Origin of the sequence: Pseudomonas sp. B21-059 (assembly GCF_026016285.1) — a bacterium.
Classification (GTDB): domain Bacteria; phylum Pseudomonadota; class Gammaproteobacteria; order Pseudomonadales; family Pseudomonadaceae; genus Aquipseudomonas; species Aquipseudomonas danubii.
In genome coordinates, this window is the sequence record NZ_CP087201.1 from 6,498,250 (window position 1) to 6,523,715 (window position 25,466).

Annotated in this window: 25 protein-coding genes; 12 read left to right on the plus strand and 13 right to left on the minus strand. The window is 62.3% G+C overall.

Annotated elements, in window-relative coordinates; all coding sequences use genetic code 11:
• Positions 1–6: 6 nt before the first annotated feature.
• The 6 genes from LOY69_RS29020 to LOY69_RS29045 form a co-directional block, all read right to left on the minus strand.
• Positions 7–657: a gamma-glutamylcyclotransferase gene (locus tag LOY69_RS29020; protein ID WP_102881240.1), complete on the minus strand. Its 651-nt coding sequence runs from the start codon at positions 655–657 to the stop codon at positions 7–9.
• A 212-nt stretch (positions 658–869) separates the two neighbouring features.
• Positions 870–1,838, minus strand: coding sequence for a CDP-6-deoxy-delta-3,4-glucoseen reductase (locus LOY69_RS29025; RefSeq protein WP_213665229.1), 969 nt, complete (start codon positions 1,836–1,838; stop codon positions 870–872).
• Positions 1,838–3,304 carry a 4-hydroxy-3-polyprenylbenzoate decarboxylase gene (ubiD, locus tag LOY69_RS29030; RefSeq protein ID WP_011064155.1) on the minus strand — a complete coding sequence of 489 codons (1,467 nt, stop codon included), beginning with the start codon at positions 3,302–3,304 and terminating at the stop codon, positions 1,838–1,840. Before ubiD ends, LOY69_RS29025 begins: the two co-directional genes overlap by 1 nt.
• A gap of 125 nt (positions 3,305–3,429) precedes the next feature.
• A complete protein-coding gene (gene rho, locus LOY69_RS29035) occupies positions 3,430–4,689 on the minus strand; it encodes a transcription termination factor Rho (protein WP_017125454.1) in 1,260 nt (419 codons plus the stop codon).
• Between the two features lie 247 nt (positions 4,690–4,936).
• Positions 4,937–5,266: a thioredoxin TrxA gene (trxA, locus tag LOY69_RS29040; protein WP_102881241.1), complete on the minus strand. Its 330-nt coding sequence runs from the start codon at positions 5,264–5,266 to the stop codon at positions 4,937–4,939.
• 120 nt (positions 5,267–5,386) lie between these two features.
• Positions 5,387–6,091 (minus strand): FadR/GntR family transcriptional regulator, encoded by a 705-nt coding sequence (locus LOY69_RS29045; protein WP_110652930.1) that lies wholly within the window; start codon positions 6,089–6,091, stop codon positions 5,387–5,389.
• 255 nt (positions 6,092–6,346) lie between these two features.
• On the opposite strand from LOY69_RS29045, the gene LOY69_RS29050 reads away from it, so the two are divergent.
• The 5 genes from LOY69_RS29050 (at position 6,347) to ppx (ending at position 10,847) form a co-directional block, all read left to right on the plus strand.
• Positions 6,347–7,132: a transporter substrate-binding domain-containing protein gene (locus tag LOY69_RS29050; protein ID WP_102862198.1), complete on the plus strand. Its 786-nt coding sequence runs from the start codon at positions 6,347–6,349 to the stop codon at positions 7,130–7,132.
• Between the two features lie 21 nt (positions 7,133–7,153).
• The gene (locus LOY69_RS29055; RefSeq protein ID WP_265073911.1) at positions 7,154–7,822 is read left to right on the plus strand and encodes an amino acid ABC transporter permease; all 669 of its coding nucleotides are present in this window, start codon (positions 7,154–7,156) and stop codon (positions 7,820–7,822) included.
• Positions 7,819–8,469, plus strand: a complete 651-nt coding sequence (locus LOY69_RS29060) for an amino acid ABC transporter permease (RefSeq protein WP_102881244.1) — start codon at positions 7,819–7,821, stop codon at positions 8,467–8,469. Before LOY69_RS29055 ends, LOY69_RS29060 begins: the two co-directional genes overlap by 4 nt.
• Positions 8,456–9,190 carry an amino acid ABC transporter ATP-binding protein gene (locus LOY69_RS29065; RefSeq protein ID WP_102862201.1) on the plus strand — a complete coding sequence of 245 codons (735 nt, stop codon included), beginning with the start codon at positions 8,456–8,458 and terminating at the stop codon, positions 9,188–9,190. The genes LOY69_RS29060 and LOY69_RS29065 overlap by 14 nt, the downstream gene beginning before the upstream one ends.
• 154 nt (positions 9,191–9,344) lie before the next feature.
• Complete coding sequence (gene ppx, locus LOY69_RS29070; protein WP_102881245.1) at positions 9,345–10,847, plus strand: exopolyphosphatase; 1,503 nt, start codon at positions 9,345–9,347, stop codon at positions 10,845–10,847.
• 173 nt (positions 10,848–11,020) lie between these two features.
• Here the strand turns inward: ppx and ppk1 are convergent, their stop codons facing one another.
• Together ppk1 and hemB are read right to left on the minus strand one after the other, a co-directional pair.
• Positions 11,021–13,234 carry a polyphosphate kinase 1 gene (gene ppk1, locus LOY69_RS29075; RefSeq protein WP_102881246.1) on the minus strand — a complete coding sequence of 738 codons (2,214 nt, stop codon included), beginning with the start codon at positions 13,232–13,234 and terminating at the stop codon, positions 11,021–11,023.
• Between the two features lie 18 nt (positions 13,235–13,252).
• Positions 13,253–14,266, minus strand: coding sequence for a porphobilinogen synthase (gene hemB / locus LOY69_RS29080; protein ID WP_060841658.1), 1,014 nt, complete (start codon positions 14,264–14,266; stop codon positions 13,253–13,255).
• Between the two features lie 207 nt (positions 14,267–14,473).
• Here hemB and LOY69_RS29085 point away from each other — a divergent pair, with 207 nt between their 5' ends.
• Both LOY69_RS29085 and elbB read left to right on the plus strand, forming a co-directional pair.
• Positions 14,474–15,100: a DedA family protein gene (locus LOY69_RS29085; protein WP_102862204.1), complete on the plus strand. Its 627-nt coding sequence runs from the start codon at positions 14,474–14,476 to the stop codon at positions 15,098–15,100.
• A gap of 49 nt (positions 15,101–15,149) precedes the next feature.
• On the plus strand, positions 15,150–15,818 hold the full coding sequence (elbB, locus tag LOY69_RS29090) for an isoprenoid biosynthesis glyoxalase ElbB (protein WP_102862205.1): 669 nt from the start codon (positions 15,150–15,152) through the stop codon (positions 15,816–15,818).
• Positions 15,819–15,860: 42 nt separating this feature from the next.
• Here elbB and LOY69_RS29095 read toward each other — a convergent pair whose 3' ends face one another.
• Together LOY69_RS29095 and LOY69_RS29100 are read right to left on the minus strand one after the other, a co-directional pair.
• Positions 15,861–16,316: a YaiI/YqxD family protein gene (locus LOY69_RS29095; RefSeq protein ID WP_102881247.1), complete on the minus strand. Its 456-nt coding sequence runs from the start codon at positions 16,314–16,316 to the stop codon at positions 15,861–15,863.
• Between the two features lie 82 nt (positions 16,317–16,398).
• Positions 16,399–18,297, minus strand: coding sequence for a cytochrome c/FTR1 family iron permease (locus LOY69_RS29100; protein WP_110652925.1), 1,899 nt, complete (start codon positions 18,295–18,297; stop codon positions 16,399–16,401).
• Between the two features lie 47 nt (positions 18,298–18,344).
• Here LOY69_RS29100 and LOY69_RS29105 point away from each other — a divergent pair, with 47 nt between their 5' ends.
• The 5 genes from LOY69_RS29105 (at position 18,345) to LOY69_RS29125 (ending at position 22,068) form a co-directional block, all read left to right on the plus strand.
• The gene (locus LOY69_RS29105; RefSeq protein ID WP_265073912.1) at positions 18,345–18,602 is read left to right on the plus strand and encodes a hypothetical protein; all 258 of its coding nucleotides are present in this window, start codon (positions 18,345–18,347) and stop codon (positions 18,600–18,602) included.
• 220 nt (positions 18,603–18,822) lie between these two features.
• Positions 18,823–20,316, plus strand: coding sequence for a COG3014 family protein (locus LOY69_RS29110; protein ID WP_110652923.1), 1,494 nt, complete (start codon positions 18,823–18,825; stop codon positions 20,314–20,316).
• A 12-nt stretch (positions 20,317–20,328) separates the two neighbouring features.
• The gene (locus tag LOY69_RS29115) at positions 20,329–20,700 is read left to right on the plus strand and encodes a YcfL family protein (RefSeq protein WP_060841665.1); all 372 of its coding nucleotides are present in this window, start codon (positions 20,329–20,331) and stop codon (positions 20,698–20,700) included.
• Positions 20,701–20,733: 33 nt separating this feature from the next.
• Positions 20,734–21,321: a penicillin-binding protein activator LpoB gene (gene lpoB, locus LOY69_RS29120; RefSeq protein ID WP_060841666.1), complete on the plus strand. Its 588-nt coding sequence runs from the start codon at positions 20,734–20,736 to the stop codon at positions 21,319–21,321.
• Positions 21,322–21,324: 3 nt separating this feature from the next.
• Positions 21,325–22,068 (plus strand): penicillin-binding protein activator LpoB, encoded by a 744-nt coding sequence (locus LOY69_RS29125; RefSeq protein ID WP_102881252.1) that lies wholly within the window; start codon positions 21,325–21,327, stop codon positions 22,066–22,068.
• A 58-nt stretch (positions 22,069–22,126) separates the two neighbouring features.
• Here LOY69_RS29125 and LOY69_RS29130 read toward each other — a convergent pair whose 3' ends face one another.
• The 3 genes from LOY69_RS29130 to LOY69_RS29140 all read right to left on the minus strand — a co-directional run bounded on the left by LOY69_RS29130 (position 22,127) and on the right by LOY69_RS29140 (position 25,432).
• Positions 22,127–22,759, minus strand: coding sequence for a LysE family transporter (locus LOY69_RS29130; protein ID WP_102881253.1), 633 nt, complete (start codon positions 22,757–22,759; stop codon positions 22,127–22,129).
• A 181-nt stretch (positions 22,760–22,940) separates the two neighbouring features.
• Positions 22,941–23,522, minus strand: a complete 582-nt coding sequence (locus LOY69_RS29135) for a mechanosensitive ion channel family protein (protein WP_102881254.1) — start codon at positions 23,520–23,522, stop codon at positions 22,941–22,943.
• Positions 23,522–25,432, minus strand: a complete 1,911-nt coding sequence (locus LOY69_RS29140; protein ID WP_110594248.1) for an ATP-binding cassette domain-containing protein — start codon at positions 25,430–25,432, stop codon at positions 23,522–23,524. Before LOY69_RS29140 ends, LOY69_RS29135 begins: the two co-directional genes overlap by 1 nt.
• Positions 25,433–25,466: the final 34 nt, after the last annotated feature.

The following is a 25,466-nucleotide window of genomic DNA, read 5'->3' on the forward strand; positions in this document are numbered from 1 at the left end:
CTTCCGTCAATAGGCCACAACACCCTTGCAGCGCTTGAGCCGTGCCTCCAGGTTGCGATCCGGCATGGCGTGGCTGCGCAGGGCTTGAATGGTCTGTTCAACATAATCGCGGGTGGTGCCATAACGCCCGCAAGCGCTTTCGAACACCTGGCTCAGTACATGATCCGGCAGATTGCCGGCATAGCTGGGCAGGTGCCGCTCCAGCACAAAACCCAAGGCCTGGACCTGACTGCCATCCTCGAGACGGCAGTTGAGCCAGTGCGGACGGTAAGAGGGATAAGGCATTTCACGCTGCCACAGGGCATACAACGAGGCATCCAGATGCTCCTCCGGCAGCCGGTAGGCGAAGCCGCTGCAGGAACCGCCACGATCCAGGCCAAACACCAGCCCCGGCAGTTCAGGCGTGCCGCGATGCTCGTGGGACCACAGGTACAGACCGCGATGATAACCATGCACCCGGCCACGCATGCGCTCGACCGCCGAACACTCCGGGCGCCAGATCAATGAACCGTAGGCGAACAGCCAGACCGGGCCGCCCTTGTGCCGGGCCATGGTGGACTGCATGGAGCTGAGAAGTTGTTCGTGGGTCAGCTGCGGCCCCAGATCGAGCCGCGGAGGGTAAGCCAGATTCAGATAACTGGATTCAAGGGCTGTCATGGCGAATAGCGTTCGGCTCCCCGCGTAAAAGAAGTTACTTAATAGAACGCTTGGCAGTAACTACAAGACACATAAGTTTCAAGGCAAGTTAAGTGCCACTAGAGCAGCACTCAAGTTGAAGGCTTATATATAACCTACCGGCATTTATTTAATTAGATAAATACCGATGGGCTATATACAGAGTTATAACGAAGGGCACGGACCCGATGCAGTCAGGGCCGCGGGGCGTAGGCGAATACGTCCGCACGCATCTGATGGGCATCCATCCCGGCATTCACCAGAGCGTCCAGGGTGGCGTAGATCATGGCTGGCGAGCCGCTGGCGTAGACATGCACCGGCGACAGGTCGGTGATGTCCTCGCAAACCGCCTCATGCAGCATGCCGCAGCGCCCCTCCCAACCGCACAGGTCGCTGACCACCTTGTGCAGATAGAGATTGGGCAGTTGCTGCCACTCATCCCAGTGTTCCAACTGATAGAAATCTTCCGGCCGGCGTACGCCCCAATACAGGTGCACCGGATACTTGAAGCCTTTGGCCCGGCAGTGCTCGATCAGGCTGTGCATCTGCGCCATACCGGTACCGGCAGCGATCAGCACCAGCGGGCCCTGCGGCAACTCGGCCAGGTGAGTGTCGCCAAAAGGCAATTCGACCCGAGCCATGCGGTTGCGCTGCAACTGCTCCATCAAGCTCTGCGCACTGTTTTCGCGCACCAGCACATGCAGCTCCAGATCACGCCCGCAATGGGGCGCCGAAGCCAGGGAGAAGGCCGACTTCTCGCCGTTATCCCGCTCCAGCATCAGGTACTGGCCCGCATGATAGCGGGGTGGCTTGCCGGCCGGCGCTCGCAGCCTGACCCGCCAGACATCGCCGCCGACCTCAAGGCACTCAGTGAGCTGACACGACAAGCTGCGCACCGGCAACTCTCCCAGCGCAAGGACGCCATCCCACAGCACAATGCAGTCTTCCAGCGGCTCTGCAATGCAAGTGTAGAACTCACCATGATCACGCACATCGCCGGCTTGCTGCACACTGCCCTCCACCAGCAGGGCCGCGCACACGTGACAGTTGCCATTGCGGCAGCTCTGCGGGCATTCATAGCCCAAGCGCCGCGCCGCATCGAGAATCCGCTCGCCGGGCAGCGTCTCAAGCACCGCTCCGGAGGGCTGCAAGGTTACACGCATCAATCTATTCCTAACTGATTCCAGATGGCATCGATCCGGCGGGTGACCGCCTCATCCTTGACGATGACCCGGCCCCACTCTCGGGTGGTTTCTCCGGGCCACTTGTGGGTGGCATCGAGCCCCATCTTCGAGCCCAGGCCGGACACCGGCGAGGCGAAGTCGAGGTAGTCGATCGGGGTGTTGTCGATCATCACCGTGTCGCGCTTGGGGTCCATGCGCGTGGTGATGGCCCAGATCACATCGTTCCAGTCCCGGGCATTGATATCGTCGTCGGTGACGATAACGAACTTGGTGTACATGAACTGTCGCAAAAACGACCAGACACCCAGCATTACCCGCTTGGCGTGGCCCGGGTACTGCTTCTTCATGGTCACCACCGCCATGCGGTACGAGCAGCCTTCTGGCGGCAGGTAGAAGTCGGTGATTTCCGGGAACTGCTTCTGCAGGATCGGCACGAAGACTTCGTTCAGCGCCACGCCGAGAATCGCTGGCTCATCCGGCGGCCGGCCGGTGTAGGTGCTGTGATAGATCGGCTTGATGCGATGGGTGATGCGCTCCACGGTGAACACCGGGAAGCTGTCGACTTCGTTGTAGTAGCCAGTGTGGTCGCCGTACGGGCCTTCGTCGGCCATCTCGCCGGGATGGATCACCCCTTCAAGGATGATTTCGGCGGTGGCCGGGACTTGCAGGTCGTTGCCACGGCACTTCACCAGCTCAGTGCGGTTGCCCCGCAGCAGGCCGGCGAAAGCGTATTCGGAGAGGCTGTCCGGCACCGGGGTCACGGCGCCCAAGATAGTTGCCGGGTCCGCGCCCAGGGCCACGGACACCGGGAACGGCTGGCCCGGGTGCTTCTCGCACCACTCGCGGTAATCCAGGGCGCCGCCACGATGGCTCAACCAGCGCATGATCACCTTGTTGCGGCCGATTACCTGCTGACGATAGATGCCCAGGTTCTGCCGGTCCTTGTTCGGCCCCTTGGTCACCGTCAGGCCCCAAGTGATCAGCGGACCGACGTCGCCTGGCCAGCAGGTCTGCACCGGCAGCATGCCGAGGTCGACGTCGTCGCCTTCGATCACCACTTCCTGGCAGACCGCATCCTTGACCACCTTGGGCGCCATGGAAATGATCTTGCGGAAGATCGGCAGCTTGGACCAGGCATCCTTCAAGCCCTTGGGCGGCTCCGGCTCCTTGAGGAACGCCAGCAGCTTGCCGATCTCGCGCAGTTCGCTAACGGCTTCGGCGCCCATGCCCAGGGCCACGCGCTCGGGCGTGCCGAACAGGTTTCCGAGCACGGGGATGTCATAACCGGTGGGGTTTTCAAACAACAGGGCCGGGCCTTTGGCACGCAAGGTGCGATCGCAGACCTCGGTCATTTCCAGCACTGGGGACACCGGAACCTGGATGCGCTTGAGTTCGGAGCGCTGTTCCAGGCCGCTGATAAAGTCGCGCAAGTCGCGATACTGCATGCGTGAGCCTCGTTTTCGCCGTGGCATTCGGGGCAGGCAGTTTAGCGCCGAACCCACAGGTTCAGAATAGAGAATGTCAGATAGCAAAAAGCCGGGTTTCCCCGGCTCTTGCTGGCCTGATCGATTTACTTGCGTTTCATCGACAGGAAGAACTCATCGTTGGTCTTGGTCTGTTTCAGCTTGTCGACCAGGAACTCGATGGCAGCGACTTCATCCATGGGATGCAGGAGCTTACGCAGGATCCACATGCGCTGCAGCTCGTCGTCGGCCGTCAGCAACTCTTCGCGGCGGGTGCCGGAACGGTTGATGTTGATGGCCGGGAAGACGCGCTTTTCAGCGATCTTGCGATCCAGGGGCAGTTCCATGTTGCCGGTACCCTTGAACTCTTCGTAGATCACTTCGTCCATCTTCGAGCCGGTTTCAACCAGCGCGGTGGCGATGATGGTCAACGAGCCGCCTTCTTCGATGTTCCGCGCGGCGCCGAAGAAACGCTTCGGTTTTTCCAGGGCGTGGGCATCGACACCACCGGTCAGAACCTTGCCGGAGCTCGGGATCACGGTGTTGTAGGCACGGGCCAGACGGGTGATGGAGTCCAGCAGGATCACCACGTCCTTCTTGTGTTCAACCAGGCGCTTGGCCTTCTCGATCACCATCTCGGCCACTTGTACGTGGCGGGTTGGCGGCTCGTCGAAGGTGGAGGCGACCACTTCGCCGCGCACGGTGCGCTGCATTTCGGTCACTTCTTCCGGACGCTCGTCGATCAGCAACACGATCAGATGAACTTCAGGGTTGTTGCGGGTGATGTTCGCAGCAATGTTCTGCAGCATGATGGTCTTGCCCGCCTTTGGCGGAGCAACGATCAGACCACGCTGGCCTTTACCGATCGGAGCGCACAGGTCGATGACACGACCGGTCAAGTCTTCGGTGGAACCGTTACCGGCTTCCATCTTCATGCGCACGGTCGGGAACAGCGGCGTCAGGTTCTCGAACAGAATCTTGTTCTTGGCGTTCTCGGGACGGTCGTAGTTGATGGTATCGACCTTGAGCAGTGCGAAGTACCGCTCGCCTTCCTTCGGAGGGCGGATCTTGCCAACGATGGTGTCACCGGTACGCAAGTTGAAGCGACGGATCTGGCTTGGCGAGACGTAGATATCGTCCGGGCCGGCCAGGTAGGAGGCGTCGGAGGAGCGGAGGAAGCCGAAGCCGTCCTGGAGGATCTCCAGCACGCCATCACCGGAGATTTCCTCACCGCTTTTCGCGTGCTTTTTCAGCAGGGAGAAAATCACGTCCTGCTTGCGCGAACGGGCCATATTTTCTATGCCCATCTGTTCGGCCAATTCGAGCAGTTCGGTAATCGGCTTTTGCTTGAGTTCAGTCAGATTCATATAGGAATGACGTAATCATTTATAGAGGGGGGAAATTAAGCTTTTGGCTTAATGAGGCCGCGCCGCAGAGAAGGCGACAGGATCGCGTACTTATTCGAAAAGGAGAGCGTCGGCGACGGCTTGCAGGGGGCACTGGAGAAACCAATGCGGGGCCGAATGTAACACCTGAGTTTCGGAGCGTCTAGCCCTCAATTACGAAAAAGCCCCGCGTTTTGCGGGGCTTTTCCAGGGCACTGAAAATCGACGCTTAGATGTTGGCGTCGAGGAACGCTGCCAACTGCGACTTGGACAGTGCGCCGACCTTGGTGGCTTCGACGTTGCCGTTCTTGAACAGCATCAGGGTCGGGATACCACGCACGCCATGCTTGGCCGGGGTTTCCGAGTTTTCGTCGATGTTCAGCTTGGCAACGGTCAGTTTGCCTTTGTAGGTTTCAGCAATTTCGTCCAGAACCGGAGCGATCATTTTGCATGGGCCGCACCACTCAGCCCAGTAGTCGACCAGTACAGCGCCTTCGGCTCTGAGTACGTCGGCCTCGAAGCTGGCATCGCTGACGTGTTTGATAAGATCGCTGCTCATGGAATTCTCCAGGTTGTAAGCAAAAAAACGTGGCCCATCATATCCGCCCTTCCCGCATTCAGGAAGCCGGAGATGATTGACTCTAACTATGGTGCCCCATGAGTTTGGGTATAGCTCAGCTCACGAAGATGTGGGGGTGACAAAGGCGATTCCAGTGCGCAGAGCGGCATTGCGCACATGCTCCTGCATGGCCTTTTGTGCCGCCCCCGAAGCGTGCCGGGCCAGGGCGCGGAGGATCTTGCGGTGCTCCTGCCAAGTCTCCATGGCCCGCTCGGGTCGGATGAACGGTAGTTTCTGACTTTCCAGGAAGATCTCGGCGCTGGTGCTGAGGATGCTCAACATCGCCTGGTTGCCACTGGCCAGGAGGATCTTCTGGTGGAACTCGAAATCCAGCCGCGCCGCTGCCTCGAAATCCCCAACCCGCAATTGGCGACGCATGGCCTCGACATTGTCTTCCAGGGCATCCAGCTCATCGGCGGTCAGGGTCACCGCCGCCAACCCCGCGGCAAACCCCTCCAGGGCATAGCGCAACTGAAAGATATCCACAGGCGAAGCCTGAGCGGCGAACGGCCAACTCAAGCCGGCACCGGCTGCCGCTGCCTCGGGAGCCTGAACGAACACTCCCTTGCCCGGCTGCACACTGATTACCCCCAGCGCGCTCAAGGATGACAGCGCCTCACGCAGCGACGCCCGACTAACCCCCAACTGCAGCGCCAGATCCCGCTGCGAAGGCAGCGCATCACCGGGGCCGAAGCCCTGCTCGCTGATCAACTGGCGAATGGCTTGCAGCGCCACTTCGGGTACGGCACGGGTAATCGAATTCATGGGTTTGAGGCTGGCCGGTGCAGGAAAAGCTCCCTTGTAAAGCTATTCGCCGAGCCCGGCAAGTCGTGCCCCAAGGGGGTTCGAGGGTACGACCCCATGCCCGATCCGAGTGCGAAAAAACACACAACTGTTCAGACCAGTAAGACCGACCAAAGCCAGTAAAACCCATATTTCCAGGGCCTTTTCCGCGTGTTGGCATGGCCTGTGCTCTGTCGCCACACAGAAACCACTTCCCACGATTTGCGGAGATTCGCCATGACCAAACGCTGCAGCGCCCTGCTCTCTGCCCTGTTTGCCAGCCTGCTGCTGGCCCAGGCCCCAGCCCAGGCCAATGCCCTGGACGACGTGGTGGCCCGCGGCACCCTCAAGGTCGCCGTGCCTCAGGACTTCCCGCCCTTCGGCTCGGTGGGCCCGGATATGCAGCCCCGGGGCCTGGACATCGACACCGCGCGCCTGCTGGCCGAGCAGCTCAAGGTCAAGCTGGAGCTGACCCCAGTCAACAGCACCAACCGCATTCCGTTTCTCACCACCGGCAAGGTGGATCTGGTGATCTCCAGCCTCGGCAAGAACCCGGAACGGGAAAAGGTCATCGACTTCTCCAAGGCATACGCACCCTTCTACCTCGCAGTCTTCGGCCCGCCCGAGGCGGCCATCGCTGGCCTTGACGACCTCAAGGGCAAGACCATCAGCGTCACCCGAGGCGCCATCGAGGACATCGAGCTGAGCGCCGTGGCCCCACAAGGCGCGACCATCAAGCGTTTCGAGGACAACAACTCCACCATCGCCGCCTACCTCGCCGGCCAGGTCGACCTGATCGCCAGCGGCAACGTGGTGATGGTCGCCATCAGCCAGCGCAACCCGAAACGCATCCCGGCGATGAAGATCAAGCTCAAGGACTCCCCAGTCTACGTCGGCGTCAACAAAAACCAGCCGGAGTTGCTGGACAAGGTCAACCAGATCCTCAGTGCCGCCAAGGCTGACGGCGCCCTGGAGAAGAACTCCCAGTTGTGGCTCAAAGAGCCACTGCCGGCTGACCTCTGATCGGCGCCCCGGAGCTTGAGCATGGCTTATCAGTTCGATTTCCTGCCGGTGCTGGACAATACCGGCCTGCTGCTACGCGGCGCCCTGTTCACCCTGGAGTTGACCGCCATAGGCACCCTGCTGGGGGTCAGCCTGGGGATAGCCGGAGCCCTGGTACGGGCCTGGAAGATCCAGCCCCTGGCGGCGATCTTCGGCGTCTACGTCGAGCTGATCCGCAACACGCCGTTCCTGGTGCAGTTGTTTTTCATCTTCTTCGGCCTGCCATCCCTGGGCCTGCAGATCTCCGAGTGGCAGGCGGCGGTGCTGGCGATGGTGATCAACCTCGGCGCCTACTCCACGGAAATCATCCGCGCCGGCATCCAGGCCATTCCCAAGGGCCAGCTGGAAGCCGCCGCAGCCCTGGCCATGAGCCGCTTCGAAGCCTTTCGGCACGTGGTGCTGCTGCCGGCCCTGGGCAAGGTCTGGCCGGCCCTGTGCAGCCAGATCATCATCGTCATGCTGGGCTCGGCGGTGTGCTCGCAGATCGCCACCGAGGAGCTGAGCTTCGCCGCCAACTTCATCCAGTCGCGCAACTTCCGCGCTTTTGAAACCTACGCCCTGACCACGCTGATCTACCTGTGCATGGCCCTGCTGATCCGCCAACTACTGAACTGGTTCGGCCAACGCTACATCCTGAGGAGCGGCCGATGAGCGACTTCACCTTCTGGGACATCCTGCGCAACCTGCTCAGCGGCCTGCAGTGGACCCTGTTGCTGTCCCTGGTGGCCTTTGTCGGTGGCGGCCTGATCGGCCTGCTGGTCATGACCCTGAGGATCTCCGACAAGACCTTTGCCCGCGCCTTCGCCCGCACCTATATAGAACTGTTCCAGGGCACACCGCTGTTGATGCAGTTGTTCCTGGTGTTCTTCGGTATTGCCTTGCTGGGTGTGGATATCTCGCCCTGGCTGGCGGCCGCTATCGCCCTGACCCTGTTCACCAGCGCCTACCTGGCGGAGATCTGGCGCGGTTGCGTCGAGTCGATCCCCCACGGGCAGTGGGAAGCCTCGTCGAGCCTGGCGCTCAATCCCTATGAACAGCTGCGCTACGTGATCCTGCCGCAAGCGCTGCGTATCGCCGTGGCGCCCACCGTGGGTTTTTCGGTGCAAGTGGTCAAAGGCACCGCGGTGACCTCGATCATCGGTTTCACCGAGCTGACCAAGACCGGCGGCATGTTGGCCAATGCCACCTTCGAGCCCTTCATGGTCTACGGCCTGGTGGCCCTCGGCTACTTCCTGCTCTGCTACCCCCTGTCCCTCAGCGCGCGCTACCTGGAAAGGAAACTGCATGCCTCTGCTTAGAATCTCCGCCCTGCATAAATATTACGGCGAGCACCATGTGCTCAAAGGCATCGACCTGAGCATCGAGGAGGGCCAGGTAGTGGCAATCATCGGTCGCAGCGGCTCGGGCAAGAGCACCCTGCTGCGTACCCTCAACGGCCTGGAGTCGATCAACGACGGCGTGATCGAGGTCGACGGGGAGTACCTGGACGCCGCCCGCGCCGATCTGCGCAGCCTGCGACAGAAGGTCGGCATGGTGTTCCAGCAGTTCAACCTGTTCCCTCACCTGACCGTGGGCGAGAACGTGATGCTGGCCCCGCAAGTGGTGCAGAAGGTGCCCAAGGCCCGGGCTGCCGAACTGGCGCGGCAGATGCTGGCCCGGGTTGGCCTGGCGGAGAAGTTCGATGCGTTTCCGGATCGACTGTCCGGCGGCCAGCAGCAGCGGGTCGCCATTGCCCGAGCCCTGGCGATGTCGCCCAAGGTGCTGTTGTGCGATGAGATCACCTCGGCCCTGGACCCGGAACTGGTCAATGAAGTGCTCAGCGTGGTGCGCCAGCTGGCCCGGGACGGCATGACCCTGATCATGGTCACCCATGAGATGCGCTTTGCCCGGGAAGTGGGCGACAAGCTGGTGTTCATGCACCAGGGCAAGGTGCATGAAGTGGGAGATCCCAAGCAGCTGTTCGCTCATCCGCAGACCGCCGAGCTGGCGAACTTCATTGGCAGCACCGAGCAGGCTTGAGGCTCCAGTGTCGTAGGAGCCGGCTGGCCGGCGCACAGCGACAGCACAGCCTGCCGAGGGTTTTATGCGTTGAATCAACGCATTGGACACTGCGCGTTGGCGCGAGCCGTTGATCGTGGCAGGATGGCGAGGTTATCGACCGAGACCCCCAACCATGCCCCAATCCCAAGCCAAGAATCTGTCCCTGATCGCCGCGATCGATCTGGGCTCCAACAGCTTTCACATGGTCGTGGCCAAGGCCCGGAACGGTGAAATCCGCATTCTCGAGCGGCTCGGTGAAAAGGTTCAACTGGCCGCCGGAATCAACGAAGAACGCCAGCTCAACGAAGAATCCATGCAGCGCGGGCTCGACTGCCTCAAGCGCTTCGCCCAACTGATCAACGGCATGCCGCCGGGCACCGTACGCATCGTCGGCACCAACGCCCTGCGTGAAGCCCGCAACCGTGGCGAGTTCATTCGCCGCGCCGAGGAGATCCTCGGCCACCCGGTGGAGGTCATCTCCGGCCGTGAAGAGGCCCGACTGATCTACCTCGGGGTGTCCCACACCCTCGCCGATACCCCGGGCAAGCGCCTGGTGGCCGACATCGGTGGCGGCAGTACCGAGTTCATCATCGGTCAGCGCTTCGAGCCCCTGCTGCGGGAAAGCCTGCAGATGGGCTGTGTCAGCTTCACCCAGCGCTATTTCCGCGATGGCAAGATCACCCCGGCCCGCTACGCCCAGGCCTACACCGCCGCGCGGCTGGAGATCATGAGCATCGAACATGCCCTGCATCGCCTGACCTGGGACGAAGCCATCGGCTCTTCCGGAACCATCCGCGCCATTGGCCTGGCCCTCAAGGCCGGCGGCCAGGGCAGTGGCGAGGTCAACGCCGAAGGCCTGGCCTGGCTCAAGCGCAAGCTGTTCAAGCTGGGGGATGCCGAAAAGATCGACTTCGAAGGCATCAAGCCCGATCGGCGGGCGATCTTCCCGGCGGGCCTGGCGATTCTCGAAGCCATCTTCGACGCCCTGGAACTGCAGCGCATGGACCACTGCGAAGGCGCCCTGCGTGAAGGCGTGCTCTACGACCTGCTGGGCCGCCATCATCACGAAGACGTCCGTGAACGTACCCTCAGCTCGCTGATGGAGCGCTACCACGTGGACCTGGAGCAAGCCTCGCGAGTCGAAGGCAAGGCCCTGCGCGCCTTCGACCAGGTGGCGGCGGACTGGGACCTGGAGGACGGTGTCTGGCGCGAGCTGCTGGGCTGGGCCGCCAAGGTCCACGAAGTGGGGCTGGATATCGCTCACTACCACTACCACAAGCATGGCGCCTACCTGATCGAGCACTCGGACCTGGCCGGCTTCTCCCGAGAAGACCAGCAGATGCTGGCGCTGCTGGTGCGCGGCCACCGCCGCAACATTCCCAAGGAGAAATTCGCCGAGTTCGGCGATGACGGTATCAAGCTGATCCGCCTGTGCGTGCTGCTGCGCTTCGCCATCCTGTTCCATCACATCCGTGGCACCCAGCAGATGCCTCAGGTGAGCCTGAGCGCCGAAGGCGACCATCTGGATGTGGAGTTCCCGGAAAACTGGCTGGATGAAAACCAGCTGACCCAGGCCGACTTCGCCCTGGAAGCCGAATGGCTGACCCGGGTCGGCATCGTGCTCAACGTTCGCTGACCTGCCACGGACCTGTAGGAGCCGGCTTGCCGGCGAAGAGGCCGCGAAACCTTGCATCGCTCTCGGGGACGCCTTCGCTGGCAAGCCAGCTCCTACAGCTCTTGCAAACCGCACAAAAAAGGCCAGCCCGATGATCGGGCTGGCCTTTTTATTAGCTACGACGCTTGAGGCGCTTAGCGCACCGGCAACACCGGGCTGCCAAGACGCTCCAGCAAGGTCGCCTGGGCACTGCGCGGGTTCTGGTTGCCGGTCGGCGTGTTGCGGATGTAACGGCCGTCGGACTGCAGGCTCCAGCTGTGGGTGTTGTCGGTGAGATAACTCTCCAGCTCTTTCTTGACCCGCAGGATCAGCTTCTTGCCTTCCACCGGGAAGCAAGTCTCGACCCGCTTGTCGAGGTTGCGCTCCATCCAGTCGGCACTGGAAAGGAACATCTGCTCCTCGCCGCCGTTGAGGAAGTAGAACACCCGAGTGTGCTCCAGGAAGCGGCCGATGATGGAGCGCACATGGATGTTGTGCGACACCCCGGCAATCCCCGGACGCAGGCAGCACATGCCGCGCACCACCAGATCGATGCGCACGCCGGACTGACTGGCCTTGTACAGCGCGCGGATGATTTTCGGATCAGTCAGCGAGTTGAACTTGGCGATGATGTGCGCCGGCTTGCCGTCCAGGGCGAACTGGGTCTCCCGGGCGATCATGTCGAGCATGCCCTTTTTCAGGGTGAACGGCGCATGCAGCAGTTTCTTCATACGCAGGGTCTTGCCCATGCCGATCAGCTGACTGAACAGCTTACCGACGTCTTCGCACAAGGCGTCGTCGGAGGTCAGCAGGCTGTAGTCGGTGTACAGGCGGGCGTTGGCCGCGTGGTAGTTACCGGTGCCCAAATGCGCATAGCGCACGATCTCACCGGCCTCGCGACGCAGGATCAGCATCATCTTGGCGTGGGTCTTGAAGCCCACCACGCCGTAGATCACCACCGCGCCGGCCGCTTGCAGGCGGCTGGCCATCTGCAGGTTGGACTCTTCGTCAAACCGCGCGCGAAGTTCGATCACCGCGGTGACTTCCTTGCCGTTGCGCGCCGCGTCCACCAGGGCGTCGACGATCTCCGAGTTGGCGCCACTGCGGTACAGGGTCTGGCGCACTGCCAGCACATGCGGGTCCTTGGCGGCCTGGCGCAGCAGGTCGACCACCGGGGTGAAGGACTCAAACGGGTGCAGCAGCAGAATGTCCTGCTTGCTGATGACGCTGAAGATGTTCTCGCTGTTCTGCAGCAACTTGGGGATCTGCGGGGTGAACGGGGTGTATTGCAGCTCCGGATGACTGTCCAGGCCGGTGATGCTGAACAGTCGCGTCAGGTTCACCGGACCGTTGACCTGATAGAGCTCGGTCTCGTGCAGGTTGAACTGCTTGAGCAGGTAGTCCGACAGATGTTTCGGACAGGTGTCGGCCACTTCCAGACGCACCGCGTCACCGTAGCGACGGGAGAACAACTCGCCGCGCAGAGCGCGGGCCAGGTCTTCGACGTCCTCGGTGTCCACCGCCAGGTCGGCGTTACGGGTCAGGCGGAATTGATAGCAGCCTTTGACCTTCATGCCCTGGAACAGGTCATCGGCGTGGGCGTGGATCATCGACGAAAGGAACACATAGTTGTCGCCAGGGCCGCCGACTTCTTCCGGAACCTTGATGATGCGCGGCAACAGACGCGGCGCCGGGATGATCGCAAGGCCCGAATCGCGACCGAAGGCATCGATGCCTTCCAGCTCGACGATGAAGTTCAGACTCTTGTTCACCAGCAGCGGGAACGGGTGCGTCGGGTCGAGGCCGATGGGGGTGATGATTGGCGCGATCTCGTCGCGGAAGAAGCGCCGGACCCAGGTCTTGAGCTTGGTGGTCCAGTGACGGCGACGGATGAAGCGAATCTGATGCTTCTCCAGTTCCGGCAGCAGAATGTCGTTGAGGATCGCGTACTGGCGATCGACATGACCATGCACCAGCTCGCTGATGCGGGCCAGGGCCTGGTGCGGTTGCAGGCCGTCGGCACCGGCCTGTTCCCGGGCAAAGGTGATCTGCTTCTTCAGGCCCGCGACACGGATCTCGAAGAACTCGTCCAGGTTGCTGGAGAAGATCAGCAGGAACTTCAGGCGTTCCAGCAGCGGGTAGGATTCGTCCAGCGCCTGTTCCAGCACGCGGATATTGAACTGCAGTTGCGAGAGTTCGCGGTGAATGTACAGGCTGCTGTCATCCAGGTTGGGGATGACAATGGCCGGCGTCGGTTGCGCCTCGGCCACTACGGGCACGGGCTCGAGCTCCGGCGAGGTTTCAACCACTGGCTCGACCACCGGCTGAGCGTCTTTTACGGCAACTTCTGAGAGTCCTTCAGTATTCATCGCGTGTTCCTGGGAGGGCTATTTTTGCTCTCGTAACAATTGAGCAGCACGAACGGCAAAGTAAGTCAGGATGCCATCAGCACCTGCACGTTTAAAAGCGGTCAGGGATTCAAGAATAACCCCTTCACCCAACCAGCCATTCTGGATCGCCGCCATGTGCATGGCGTATTCGCCGCTGACCTGATAGACAAAGGTCGGCACCTTGAATTCATCCTTGACCCGAAAAAGGATATCCAGGTACGGCATGCCCGGCTTGACCATGACCATGTCCGCCCCTTCCGCCAGGTCCGCCGCCACTTCATGCAGGGCTTCGTCACCATTGGCCGGGTCCATCTGGTACGAGGCCTTGTCGGCCTTGCCCAGGTTCAGCGCCGAACCCACCGCATCGCGGAAGGGGCCGTAATAGGCGCTGGCGTACTTGGCCGAGTAGGCCATGATCCGCACGTTGACGTGCCCCGCCAGCTCCAGGGCTTCGCGGATCGCCTGGACCCGCCCGTCCATCATGTCCGACGGCGCCACCACCTGGGCGCCGGCCTCGGCGTGGGACAGGGCCTGACGCACCAGGGCATCGACGGTGATGTCGTTCTGTACATAACCTTGTTCGTCGAGGATGCCGTCCTGGCCATGGGTGGTGAACGGGTCCAGGGCCACATCGGTGATGACGCCCAGCGCCGGGAAGCGCTCGCGCAAGGCGCGGGTGGCACGCTGGGCAATCCCTTCAGGGTTCCAGGCCTCGGCCGCATCCAGGGACTTGAGCCCGGCCGGCGTCACCGGGAACAGCGCCAGGGCCGGAATCCCCAGCTCGACCCAATGCGCCGCCTCTTCCAGCAACAGGTCGATGGTCAAGCGCTCCACGCCCGGCATCGAAGCCACCGCCTCACGGCGATTCTCACCGTCGAGCACAAACACCGGCAGGATCAGGTCGTCCACGCTCAGCCGATTTTCGCGCACCAGACGGCGCGAGAAATCATCACGGCGGTTACGCCGCAGACGAGTGGCAGGGAACAGGCGGCTGGCAGGGGTAAAGCTCACGGCGGACTCCAGGGCCCGCGCTGGCGGGCGAGCGTGACAGTTATAAGCGGGCATTATGACGAACAGATGACAGTTGTGCTCAAGCTGTTGACCGACAGCAACACTCATTGTCATTGGCCCAATTGTTCACGTCGAGACACATTTCGATACTTTCCCCAACGTCGTCGAAGGGGTAGGCTGCGCGTTCATTTCGCCAGCATCCAGACAATGCTCCAACAATTTCTTCAGGATTTCGGCTACTTCGCCCTCTTTCTCGGTACGTTTTTCGAAGGCGAAACCATTCTGGTTCTAGCCGGGTTTCTAGCGTTCCGCGGATACATGGATATCAACCTGGTGATGGTGGTTGCCTTCTTCGGCAGCTACGCCGGTGACCAGCTGTGGTACTTCCTGGGGCGCAAGCATGGCCGCAAGTTGCTGGCGCGCAAACCGCGCTGGCAAATGATGGGCGATCGGGCGCTGGAGCATATCCGCAAGCATCCGGATATCTGGGTGCTGAGCTTCCGCTTCGTCTATGGCCTGCGCACCGTGATGCCAGTGGCCATTGGTCTGTCAGGCTATCCGCCGGGCCGCTACCTGCTGCTCAATGGCATCGGCGCGGCCGTCTGGGCCGTGGCCCTGGCCCAGGCCGCCTACCATTTCGGCGCGGTCATGGAAGGCATGCTCGGCAGCATCAAGAAGTACGAACTGTGGGTGCTGGGCGCGTTGCTGGTACTGGGTTTCGGCCTGTGGCTGCGCCGACGCTTCAAGAACGCCCGTCTGGCCAAGCAGATCTATGACGCCGAACAAGCCGCCGAACAGGCCAAGGCCAAGGCTTCGACGACATCAGTGGAGTAACTCGCCGGTCATTGGCATGCTGTCAGCACCCTGAACCAGGAGAAAAACCATGAGCAAAAAAGTTGCAGTGATCCTTTCCGGTTGCGGCGTGTTCGACGGTGCCGAGATCCACGAAAGCGTGATGACCCTGCTGCGCCTCGACCAGCGCGGCGCCCAGGTGCAGTGCTTTGCCCCGAACATCCCGCAGATGCATGTGCTCAACCACCTGACCGGCGAAGCCATGCCCGAGACCCGCAACGTGCTGGTGGAATCGGCGCGCATTGCTCGTGGCCAGGTCAAGGACCTGCGCGAGGCCAATGTCGAAGACTTCGACGCGCTGATCGTGCCCGGCGGTTTCGGGGCAGCCAAGAACCTCTCCAGCTTTGCCACCGAAGGCGCGGCCTGCACAGTCCAGGCGGACGTCCTGGCTCTGGCCGAAGCCTTTGCCGAAGCGGGCAAACCGGTGGGCCTGATGTGCATCGCTCCGGCCCTGGCGGCGAAGATCTATGGTCCTGGCGTGACCTGCACCATCGGCAACGATGCCGATACCGCAGCGGCCCTGGGCAAAATGGGCGCCAGCCACACCGAATGCGCAGTAGGCGACATCGTCGAAGACAAAGCGCGCAAACTGGTGAGCACCCCGGCCTATATGCTGGCGCAATCCATCAGCGAAGCCGCCTCCGGGATCAACAAGCTGGTAGACCGGGTGCTGGAACTGACCCACGAAGGCGAGCAGTGACTCCCTGACACCCCGCTTCAGGAGGAGCCGCTGGTTCCTCCTTCAGGCCTGACGCGCCAGCCGGGTCAGAATCCGGTCCAGAGCATTGGCGAAGGCCTGCTTCTCCCGCTCGCCATAAGGCGCCTGTCCGCCACTGACCTGCCCCTGCTCCCGCAGATCGGTGAACAGATTACGCACCGCCAGGCGCTCCCCCATGTTCTGCGCATCGAACTCCTTGCCACGCGGGTCCAGGGCCGACACACCCTTTTTCACCAAGCGGTCGGCCAAGGGCACATCACTGCAGATCACCAGCTCACCGGGCACGGCATGCTCCACCAGGTAATCGTCGGCAGCATCCGGGCCACTGGGCACCACAATCAGTTTGACGCAGGCGAAAGCCGGCTTGATCTGCGCTTGCCCGGCCACCAGCACCACCTCGAACTGGCGCTTCAAGGCAAAGCGCACCACCTGATCCTTGGCCGCCTTGGGGCAAGCGTCGGCATCGATCCAGACACGCATTGATGTTCTCCTCACAAAATGCAAAACGGGCAAGCCAGCCCCCGCAGGAGCGGGCTCGCCCGCGATCAGCGACGCTGTCGACTCAAGACGCGCGCAGTCGCTGCTTCTCACTCATGCGGCTGCGACTGTACAGCACCACGATCGCCAGGATCGCCACAGCCTGAGCCCCCAGCGAGTAGGCATCGGCATGAATGCCCAGCCAGTCGAAATCGAAGAAGGCTACTGGCCGGGTGCCGAAGATGCCCGCTTCCTGCAAGGCCTTGACCCCGTGCCCGGCAAATACCACCGACAAGGCACACAGCAGCGCCGCGTTGATGCCGAAGAACAGCGCCAGAGGCAGCTTGGCCGAGCCCCGCAGGATCACCCACGCCAGGCCCACCAGCAACACCAGAGCGGTGGCACCACCAGCCATGACCGCGTTATGCCCGGCTGGGCCTGCCTGCAGCCACAGGGTCTCGTAGAACAGGATCACCTCGAACAGCTCGCGGTACACCGAGAAGAACGCCAGCACGGCAAAACCGAAACGCCCGCCGCCGCCCACCAGGCTGCTCTTGATGTAATCCTGCCAGGCCGCCGCATGCCGACGATCGTGCATCCATACCCCGAGCCACAGCACCATGACACTGGCGAACAACGCCGTGGCACCCTCCAGCAGCTCCCGCTGGGAACCGCTGACGTCGATCACATAAGCCGCCAGGGCCCAGGTGGCCAGGCCGGCCAACAGCGCCAGGCCCCAGCCGACGTTGACACTGCGCACCGCCGATTGCTGGCCGGTATTACGCAGGAACGCAAGGATCGCCGCCAGCACCAGAATGGCTTCCAGGCCTTCGCGCAGGAGGATCAGCAAACCGGAGATAAAACTCAGGGACCAGCTCAGGCTGTCGCCACCCAACAACTCGGCGGACGCCTTGAGCTTGGCCTTGGCGGCGTCCAGGCGCTGTTCGGCCTGGGCCACCGGCAATCCGTCCTGCAACGACTGCCGGTAGGCCATCAGGGCCTTCTCCGTGTCCTTGCGCACCGTGGCATCGACGTTGTCCAGGGAGCTTTCCACCAGTTCGAAACCTTCCAGGTAAGCCGCTACCGAAAGATCGTAGGCTTGCTCATGCTCGCCGTTGCGATAGGCCGCGAGACTCTTGTCCAGGGTCGAAGCGGTGTAGTCCAGCAACTGCGCCGGGCCACGCTTGACCTGAGGCGGCTGGGCCCGCTGGGCACGGAAAGTGGCCGCTGCCTGCGGCCCCTGAGCAGCCAGCACTTCAGCAGGCGTCTGCCGGGCCAGGTCGGCCAGATTGAAGCTCTGCTCGCCCTTGGCCGCCGCAGGATCGGCGCTGAACCCGGCGATGTAGGTGGCCAGGTCCCAGCGCTGCCGGTCATCCAACTGATCGGCGAAGGCCGGCATGTCGGTGCCTTCGACCCCCAGCCCCAGGGTGTTGTAGACCGCGTACAGGCTCAGGCGATCAAGGCGCTCGGCATCCCGCAGATTGGCCGGCGGCGGGGTCATGCCCACACCTGCCGGACCATCGCCTGCGCCTTTCTCCCCATGGCAGACCGAGCAATGCTGGGCATACAGCGGCGCACCGCGAGCAGGGTCCGGGGTGATGACCGGCGCCTGGCTGACCTCATAGGCCACCGCCAGCTTGGCCCCCATCTGCCGCGCCAGGCGTGCCACTTGGCTGCCCTCGACGCGATCGTCCACCGCCTTGCGCAAGCTGACGATGCCCTGCTCCAGCTCGGCTTTCTCCGGCTTGGCCGGCAGGTCGGCGATCAGCCCCTGCAGGACCCCGAGAAACTCCACCTGCTCGCGGTATTCGGACTCGTCGATGACCTTGCCGGCTTCAACCGTGGGCGGGTAATCGGCGCCAATGTAATCCAGCAGATGCAGGGCCTTGGGCGCGCCATCGACGGTATCGGCCAGCAGGTTGAAGCTGCAGAGCGCGAGCAGCGGCAGCACCAGCAATGCCAGTAAACGGGAAGGGCCAGTCATGAACGAATCTCAAATGGAAATACGAAGTAACATATTGTTCACTCCCAATGAGTTTCACTCAAGGCTTATCCGCCTATTGCAACACTTGCGCCGACCAGCGCCTGTCCGACACCACCCAGGTGACTCGCCTGCGCCTGAAAAAAGGCCAACACCGACTGACCCTGGGCAAGACCGGCGAACTGCGCTTCAAGCTGGACCAGCGCTACCAAGTCATCAGCCTGCGGCGCGTGGGCGATCAGCTGTTCGTCATCGCCCCCGCGCCCCTGGAAAAGAACCCGCTGGCGGCCTGGTTCGACCACCAATGAGCAGCCGCTCACATAGTGGCAAACACCAATCAAATTGAAGTTAAAAAGCCATTACAGCGCCAGAATCCACGTTTATAATGCCGCGCCCTCTTTATAGCGAGACGGCATTTAAGCTCCTCTTTTTATGAGGAATTGGCAGCGTAGCCGCAGTTCCTGCCAATGGGTTCGTCCAGCCCGACCCGCACGCCAGGCTGTCTCATTCAGGGAAGAAGAAGTACCCATGGCATCCCGCGTCCTCACCTCGATTGCGCTCGGCGCAGTCACCCTGCTCGCAGGCTGTTCGGCCTTTCGCAGCTACGACAACGAGCTTCAGGAAACCAACCAGCAACTGCGTGCCGGCAACCTCGATGCCGCCCTGACCCTGCTGGAAAAAAACAACAAGGGTGAAGACAAGGACCTGCTCTATTACTTCGAAAAGGGCGAGTTGCTGCGGGCCAAGGGCGACCTCAATGGCAGCCAGGCCGCCTGGGGCCATGCCGATCAGGTCGTGGGCAACTGGGAAGACTCGGTCAAGCTCGACACCGACAAGTACCTGGCCCAGTTCGGCAGTTTCTTGGTCAACGACAAAGTCCGTCGCTACGAAGGCTATGACTACGAAAAGGTCATGCTGACGACCCAGATGGCCATGAACCTGCTGGCCAGCAACGACTTCGACGGCGCCCGCATGGCGATCAAGAAGACCCACGAACGCGAAGCGGTGATCGCCGAACTGCGGGACAAGGAATACCTCAAGCGCGAGGACGAAGCCGAGAAGCAAGGGGTTAAAACCGAGTACAAGGACCTCAAGGGCTATCCCGTGGAAGCCCTCGATGCTCCCGATGTGGTCAACCTGAAGAACAGCTACCAGAGTGCGTTCAGCCACTACCTGGCCGGCTTCGTCTATGAAGCCCTGGGCGAGAAGGACCTGGCGGCTCCCGGCTACCGCAAGGCTGCGGAACTGCGTCCCAACACGCCCTTGCTGGAACAGGCCCTGCTGAACCTGGACGCCCCCGTGGAACCGGTGAAAGTCGAAGCCCCGGGCAAATCCTCGGCCAAGTCCAAACGCAAGACGGCAGCCAAGGCTCCGGTCAAGGCTCCGGTGGTAGCGACCCTGGCGGCCGATGAGAGCGACGTGCTGATCGTGGTGCAAAGCGGCCTGGCCCCAGCACGGGACTCGGTGCGCATTCCCCTGCCGCTGCCGATCAACGGCAACCTGGTCATCACCCCACTGTCGTTCCCGGTGATCAAGGCCGATACCTCGACCCAGACCTTCACCCAGATCGGCATCGATGGTCAGCAGCAGAACCTGACCCTGCTCAACAGCACCACCGCCATGTCCCGCCGCGCCCTGCGTGACGACATGCCAGGGATCATCCTGCGCACCACCGTGCGTGCAGTGACCCGTGGCGTGGCGCAAAAGAACCTCAACGAGGTCAATCCCCTGGCCGGCTTGGCCGTGGGCCTGGCTTCGGCGGTGACCGAAGGGGCCGATACCCGCACCTGGCGCACCCTGCCGGACAACACCCAGGTCGCCCGCCTGCGTCTCAAGCAGGGCGAGCACAGCCTCAGCCTGCCTAACGCCCAGGGCGGCACTCAAGTGCAGGTCAAGGTTGATCAGCGCTATCAGGTGATCGCCCTGCGCGTGGTGGGCAACCAGGTGTTCAGCAGCGGCCTGGCCGCTCATGTCATCCCGAACAACGCCGGCCAGAACATGGCCAGCAACCAACGTCCTTAAGCGGAGCCCTCCATGCGCCTGAAACTCCTCGCTGTTGCCGCACTGGCCCTTCTGGCCGGTTGCGCCACTCCGCCACCTCCTGCTCCCGGCAGCGCCGCGAGCAAGGTGGTGGTGATGAACAAGTTCAACAACATCGCCATCGGCGCGATGCGGGTCGCCCGTGAAAACGGCTTCCTGACGGTCAAGGTGGCACTGAACAACACCAGCCACACCAACATGACCATGTACTACCGCTTTGTCTGGCTGGGTGACGACGGTTTCCCGGTTGCCGATGAAGAAAGCTGGAAAGTCTTCAACCTGTACGCGGCCCAGGCCACCTTCTTGCCGGCCATCGCGCCGGTGCCCAAGGCCACTGACTTCCGCCTGGAAGTCAAAACCCAATAAGCCGTTCCTGAACCCGATCAAGAGAGCACTTCCATGTTTGCACGCTTTTCCTTCCTCGCCGTGGTCGCCCTGCTGGCCAGCGGCTGCGCCAATAACTCCCCGGTCCTGGGCGGCAAGAACATCAGCTACGGCGACAGCAAGGCCGTGGAACTGGTGACCAACGAGTTCGGTTCCACCGACCTGCAGATGATCGCCGAATCCATGACCCGCTCCCTGGCCCAGTCCGGCATCCTCCAGGGTCGCCCGGTGGTGCAGGTCTACGATGTGAAGAACAAGACCAGCGAGTACATCGACACCCGCGAGATCACCACCTCGATCAAGACCCAGCTGATGAAGTCCGGCACCGCCCGCTTCGCCAGCGACAACACCGCCATGCAGAGCCAGGTCGACCAGCTCAAGCTGCAGAACCAGAGCGGCCTGTACAAGAAATCCACCGTGGCCAAGACTGGCAACATGGTCGCCGCCAAATACCGTCTTGAAGGCTCCATCAGCTCCATCGTCAAGCGCAGCAGCGACTACAAGGACGTCTTCTACAAATTCAGCCTGCAACTGATCGACGTCGAGAGCGGTCTGGCCGAGTGGATGGACGAGAAAGAGATCCGCAAGACCACGGAGCGCTAAACAATGCGTGCATGGATTGGCATCCTGGCCCTGGCCTGTGCGTTCAGCGCCCAGGCGGCCCCGAAAGTTGCAGTCATGGACCTGGCCTACCAGGAACGAGTGCAGGAATACATTCACGTGGTTTCGGCCCAGCAGAACTACCGCGAGGGCTACTACAGCTCCAGCGGTTCGGCCAGCTACAACGAACTGGAAGCCAGCACCAGCTACATCGAAGAAGGCGAACTGCGCAAGTTCACCGGTGATATCAAGGGCGGCATTCTCAAGTCCGGGATGTTCCAGCTGGTGCAGGGTTCGCCCCACACCGACGCGTCCAAGACCAACGTCTACGACATCATCAAGCGCATCAAGGCGGGCAACTTCAAGGGTGCCGACTACGTGCTGTTCGGCACGGTGTCGGACATCGACTTCACCCAGGACATCAACGAGCTGGCCAATACCAACAGCTACTCGGCGGTACTGGGCCTGACCCTGGTGGCGGACTTCAGCCTGATCAACACCCGCACCTTCGAGATCACCTCGGCGTTCACCGCCATGGGCGAAGGCCAGGACACCAAGCTGGTGAACAGCCGCGACATCCGTGTCTCGCTGAACCGGCCACGGGTGGTACGCGAAGTCTCCAAGGCCCTGGGCGAAGACGTTACCCGGCAGATGGCCGAGCAGTTGGGTCGCGGTGGCTACGAGCAACCGGGGCAAGCGCCGATGCGCAACAACCTGCCGCCGGACACAGCGCCGGTAATCCTGCGCTGAGCCGTACGCAAACGAAAAAGGCGACCCGTGGGGTCGCCTTTTTTTGTCTCTGGATAACTTAGGCCGCGGCTTTGCGAATGGTCGCCAGGAAGCCCGCCGCGCCGAGGAACAAACCGGCGAAGGTACGGTTCATCCGCCGCTGCTGGACCGGGGTACGCAACAAGCGCAGGACCCTGGACGCCAGCCCGGTGTAGCCGGCCATGACGATCAGGTCGACCACGATCATGGTGGCGCCGAGAATCAGGTACTGCTGGACCAGCGGCGCATGGGGGTCGATGAACTGCGGCAGTACTGCCAGCATGAACACCAAGGCCTTGGGGTTGCTGATGTTCACCAGGAAGCCGCGAAACACCAGGGCCAGAGGCTTGCCAAGGGGACGGATGGCCGCGTCATCGCTGAGATCGCTGGGCAGCGCGCGCCATTGCTTGACCGCCAGGTACACCAGGTAGGCCACACCGAACCACTTGATTGCATAGAAGGCGGTGGCAGATGCGGCAAGGATGGCGCCAACACCGGCGGCGACAATGGCAATCTGCAAGGCCAGGCCCAGTTGCAGGCCCAGGGCGTTCCAGTAACCGCGCCAGAAACCGTATTGCAAGCCACAGGACATCGACGCAATGGCGCCGGCTCCCGGAGAAAGACTGATTACCCAACTGGCGGCAAAGAACGCCAGCCATGTTTCAAGCACCATCGCACACCTCGGATCGGATTGGTCGTGACTGCCTAAGCTAATCCTCCGACCCGCGGCTGACTATATTTTTTTCGCCCAAAGGTGATGCACGGCCCTGTAGCCGCTGCCGCAGGCTGCGATAGGTCAACAGGACCAGGGGCAATAGCTGCGCAGCCTGCGGCAGCGGCTACAGAGGAAGGGATTACTTTTCGCCAGTTCCTACCGGCAGCACATCGCTGCCGCGCCAGCGACGCACCGAGCGCTGGAAGAACAGGCTGTTGGGCACCTGGACCATGGCGCTGCCGGTGCCGGCTTCTTCGGACTCGATCAGAGTGGTGTACAGCAGGTTGATCGCCACGACCCGGCCCTTGACGCCAGGCTTGTCGACGGTGTCCACCAACTCCACCACGTCACCCAGGCGGAAGGGGCCAACGGTGAAGATCAGGATCGCGCACAGCAGGTTGGAGAGCACACTCCACATGGCGAAGAAGGCCACCGCCGCCACGGCGACAAAGCCGGACAGGGCGGTCCACAACACCGTGGCGGAAACCCCCAGGCGCTCCAGGACGAAGATCACCGCGCTGCCCATGATCAGCCAGCGCAGACCGCCCCGCAGGGGCATCAGCAACTGCGGCGGGAACGGGTAACGCTCGCCCAGACGGGTCAGGCAACGGGCGACAAAACGCTGGGCCAGATAGCCCGCCAGGAGAATCAGCAGGATCTGCACGCCCACCCACAACGGAGCGACCCACTGCGCCGGCAATGGCAGTTGCAACGCTTCCATCAGGACAGTGCCTCGAGTTCTGCCTGCATGCTTTCCAGCAACTCCAGGGCTTCCATCCAGGCCTCTTCCAGTTCGGACTCGCGGGTCTTGAGCTTGGCTTGCTCAGCCAACAGGTCCCGCAGCTCGTCCTTGCGCGCCGCTTCGTAAAGACCGCTGTCGCCCAGGCTGGTCTCGATCTTGGCCAGGCGCTCATGGACCTTGCCCAGTTCGGCTTCCAACTTGTCGGCCTCGCGCTTGTGCGGTGCCAACTGCTGACGCAAAGCAGCCGCGGCCTGGCGCTGGGCTTTCTTGTCGGTCTTGTCCGGGTTGACCGGCGTGTTGCTGACCGGGGCATTGCGCTGGCGGTAGTCCACCAGCCAACGGGTGTAGTCATCCAGGTCGCCGTCGAACTCCTCGACCTTGCCGTCGGCCACCAGGAAGAAGTTGTCCGTGGTGCTCTTGAGCAGATGGCGATCGTGGGAGACCACCAATACCGCGCCGCTGAACTCTTGCAGGGCCATGGTCAGGGCCAGGCGCATCTCCAGGTCCAGGTGGTTGGTGGGTTCGTCGAGCAGCAACAGGTTCGGCCGCTCCCAGGCGATCAGGGCCAGGGCCAAGCGAGCCTTTTCACCGCCGGAGAAATTCAGCACCGGCTCGTCGATCCGCGCGCCGCGGAAGTCGAAGCCACCGAGGAAGTCGCGCAGGGTCTGCTCGCGCTCGGTGGGCGCCAGCCGCTGCAGGTGCAGCAAGGGGCTGGCCTTGGAATCCAGGGAGTCCAATTGATGCTGGGCAAAGTAGCCCACCACTGTGTTCTCGCCCCGGGTCAGGCGGCCGGACAACGGCTGCAGCTCACCGGAGAGGTTCTTGATCAGGGTCGACTTGCCGGCGCCGTTAGGGCCCAGCAGACCGATCCGTGCGCCCGGCGTCAGTTGCAGCTTGACCTTCTCCAGGATCGTGCGCTCGCCATACCCTAGGCGCGCATCGGAGAGATCGATCAGCGGGCTGGAAATCTTCGTCGACTCGCGGAAGGTGAAGTCGAAGGGCGAGTCCACATGGGCCGCCGACAGCTCCTCCATGCGCTCCAGGGCCTTGATCCGGCTCTGGGCCTGGCGAGCCTTGGTGGCCTGGGCCTTGAAGCGGGCAATGTAGCTTTCCATGTGCGCCCGTTGCGCCTGCTGCTTCTCGTAGGCCTGCTGTTGCTGGGCCAGCCGCTCGGCACGGGCCCGCTCGAAGGCGCTGTAGCCACCGCGATAGAGGGTGATCTTGCGCTGGTCGACGTGAGCCACGTGATCCACCACGGCATCGAGGAAATCCCGATCGTGGGAGATCAACAGCAAGGTGCCGGGATAACCCTTGAGCCAGTCTTCGAGCCAGATGATGGCATCGAGGTCCAAGTGGTTGGTGGGTTCGTCGAGCAGCAAGAGGTCCGACGGGCACATCAGCGCCTGGGCCAGGTTCAGGCGCATCCGCCAGCCCCCGGAGAAGTCGCCGACCTGGCGGTCCATCTGTTCGTTGGTGAAGCCCAGTCCGGCCAGCAGCTTGCGCGCCCTCGCGTCAGCGGTGTAGCCGTCGGCGCTGTCCAGCTCGGCGTGCAGGCGCGCTTGCGCGCCACCGTCATGGGCCGCTTCGGCGGCGGCCAGTTCACGCTGCACCTGGCGCAGACGCAGGTCGCCGTCGAGCACATAGTCCACGGCCAGGCGCTCGAGGGTGTCGACCTCCTGACGCATGTGGGCAATGCGCCAATCGGCGGGCAGGAAGCAGTCACCCGAATCCGGATGCAGCTCGCCACGCAGCAAGGCGAACAGGCTGGATTTGCCGGCGCCGTTGGCACCGATCAGGCCGGCTTTCTGGCCGGCGTGCAGGGTCAGCTCGGCGTCTTCTAGCAGACGTTGCGGGCCACGCTGTAAAGTCAGGTTCTGAAGTCGAATCATAATGGCGGCGGAGTCTACCAGCTTCGCTCGCAAC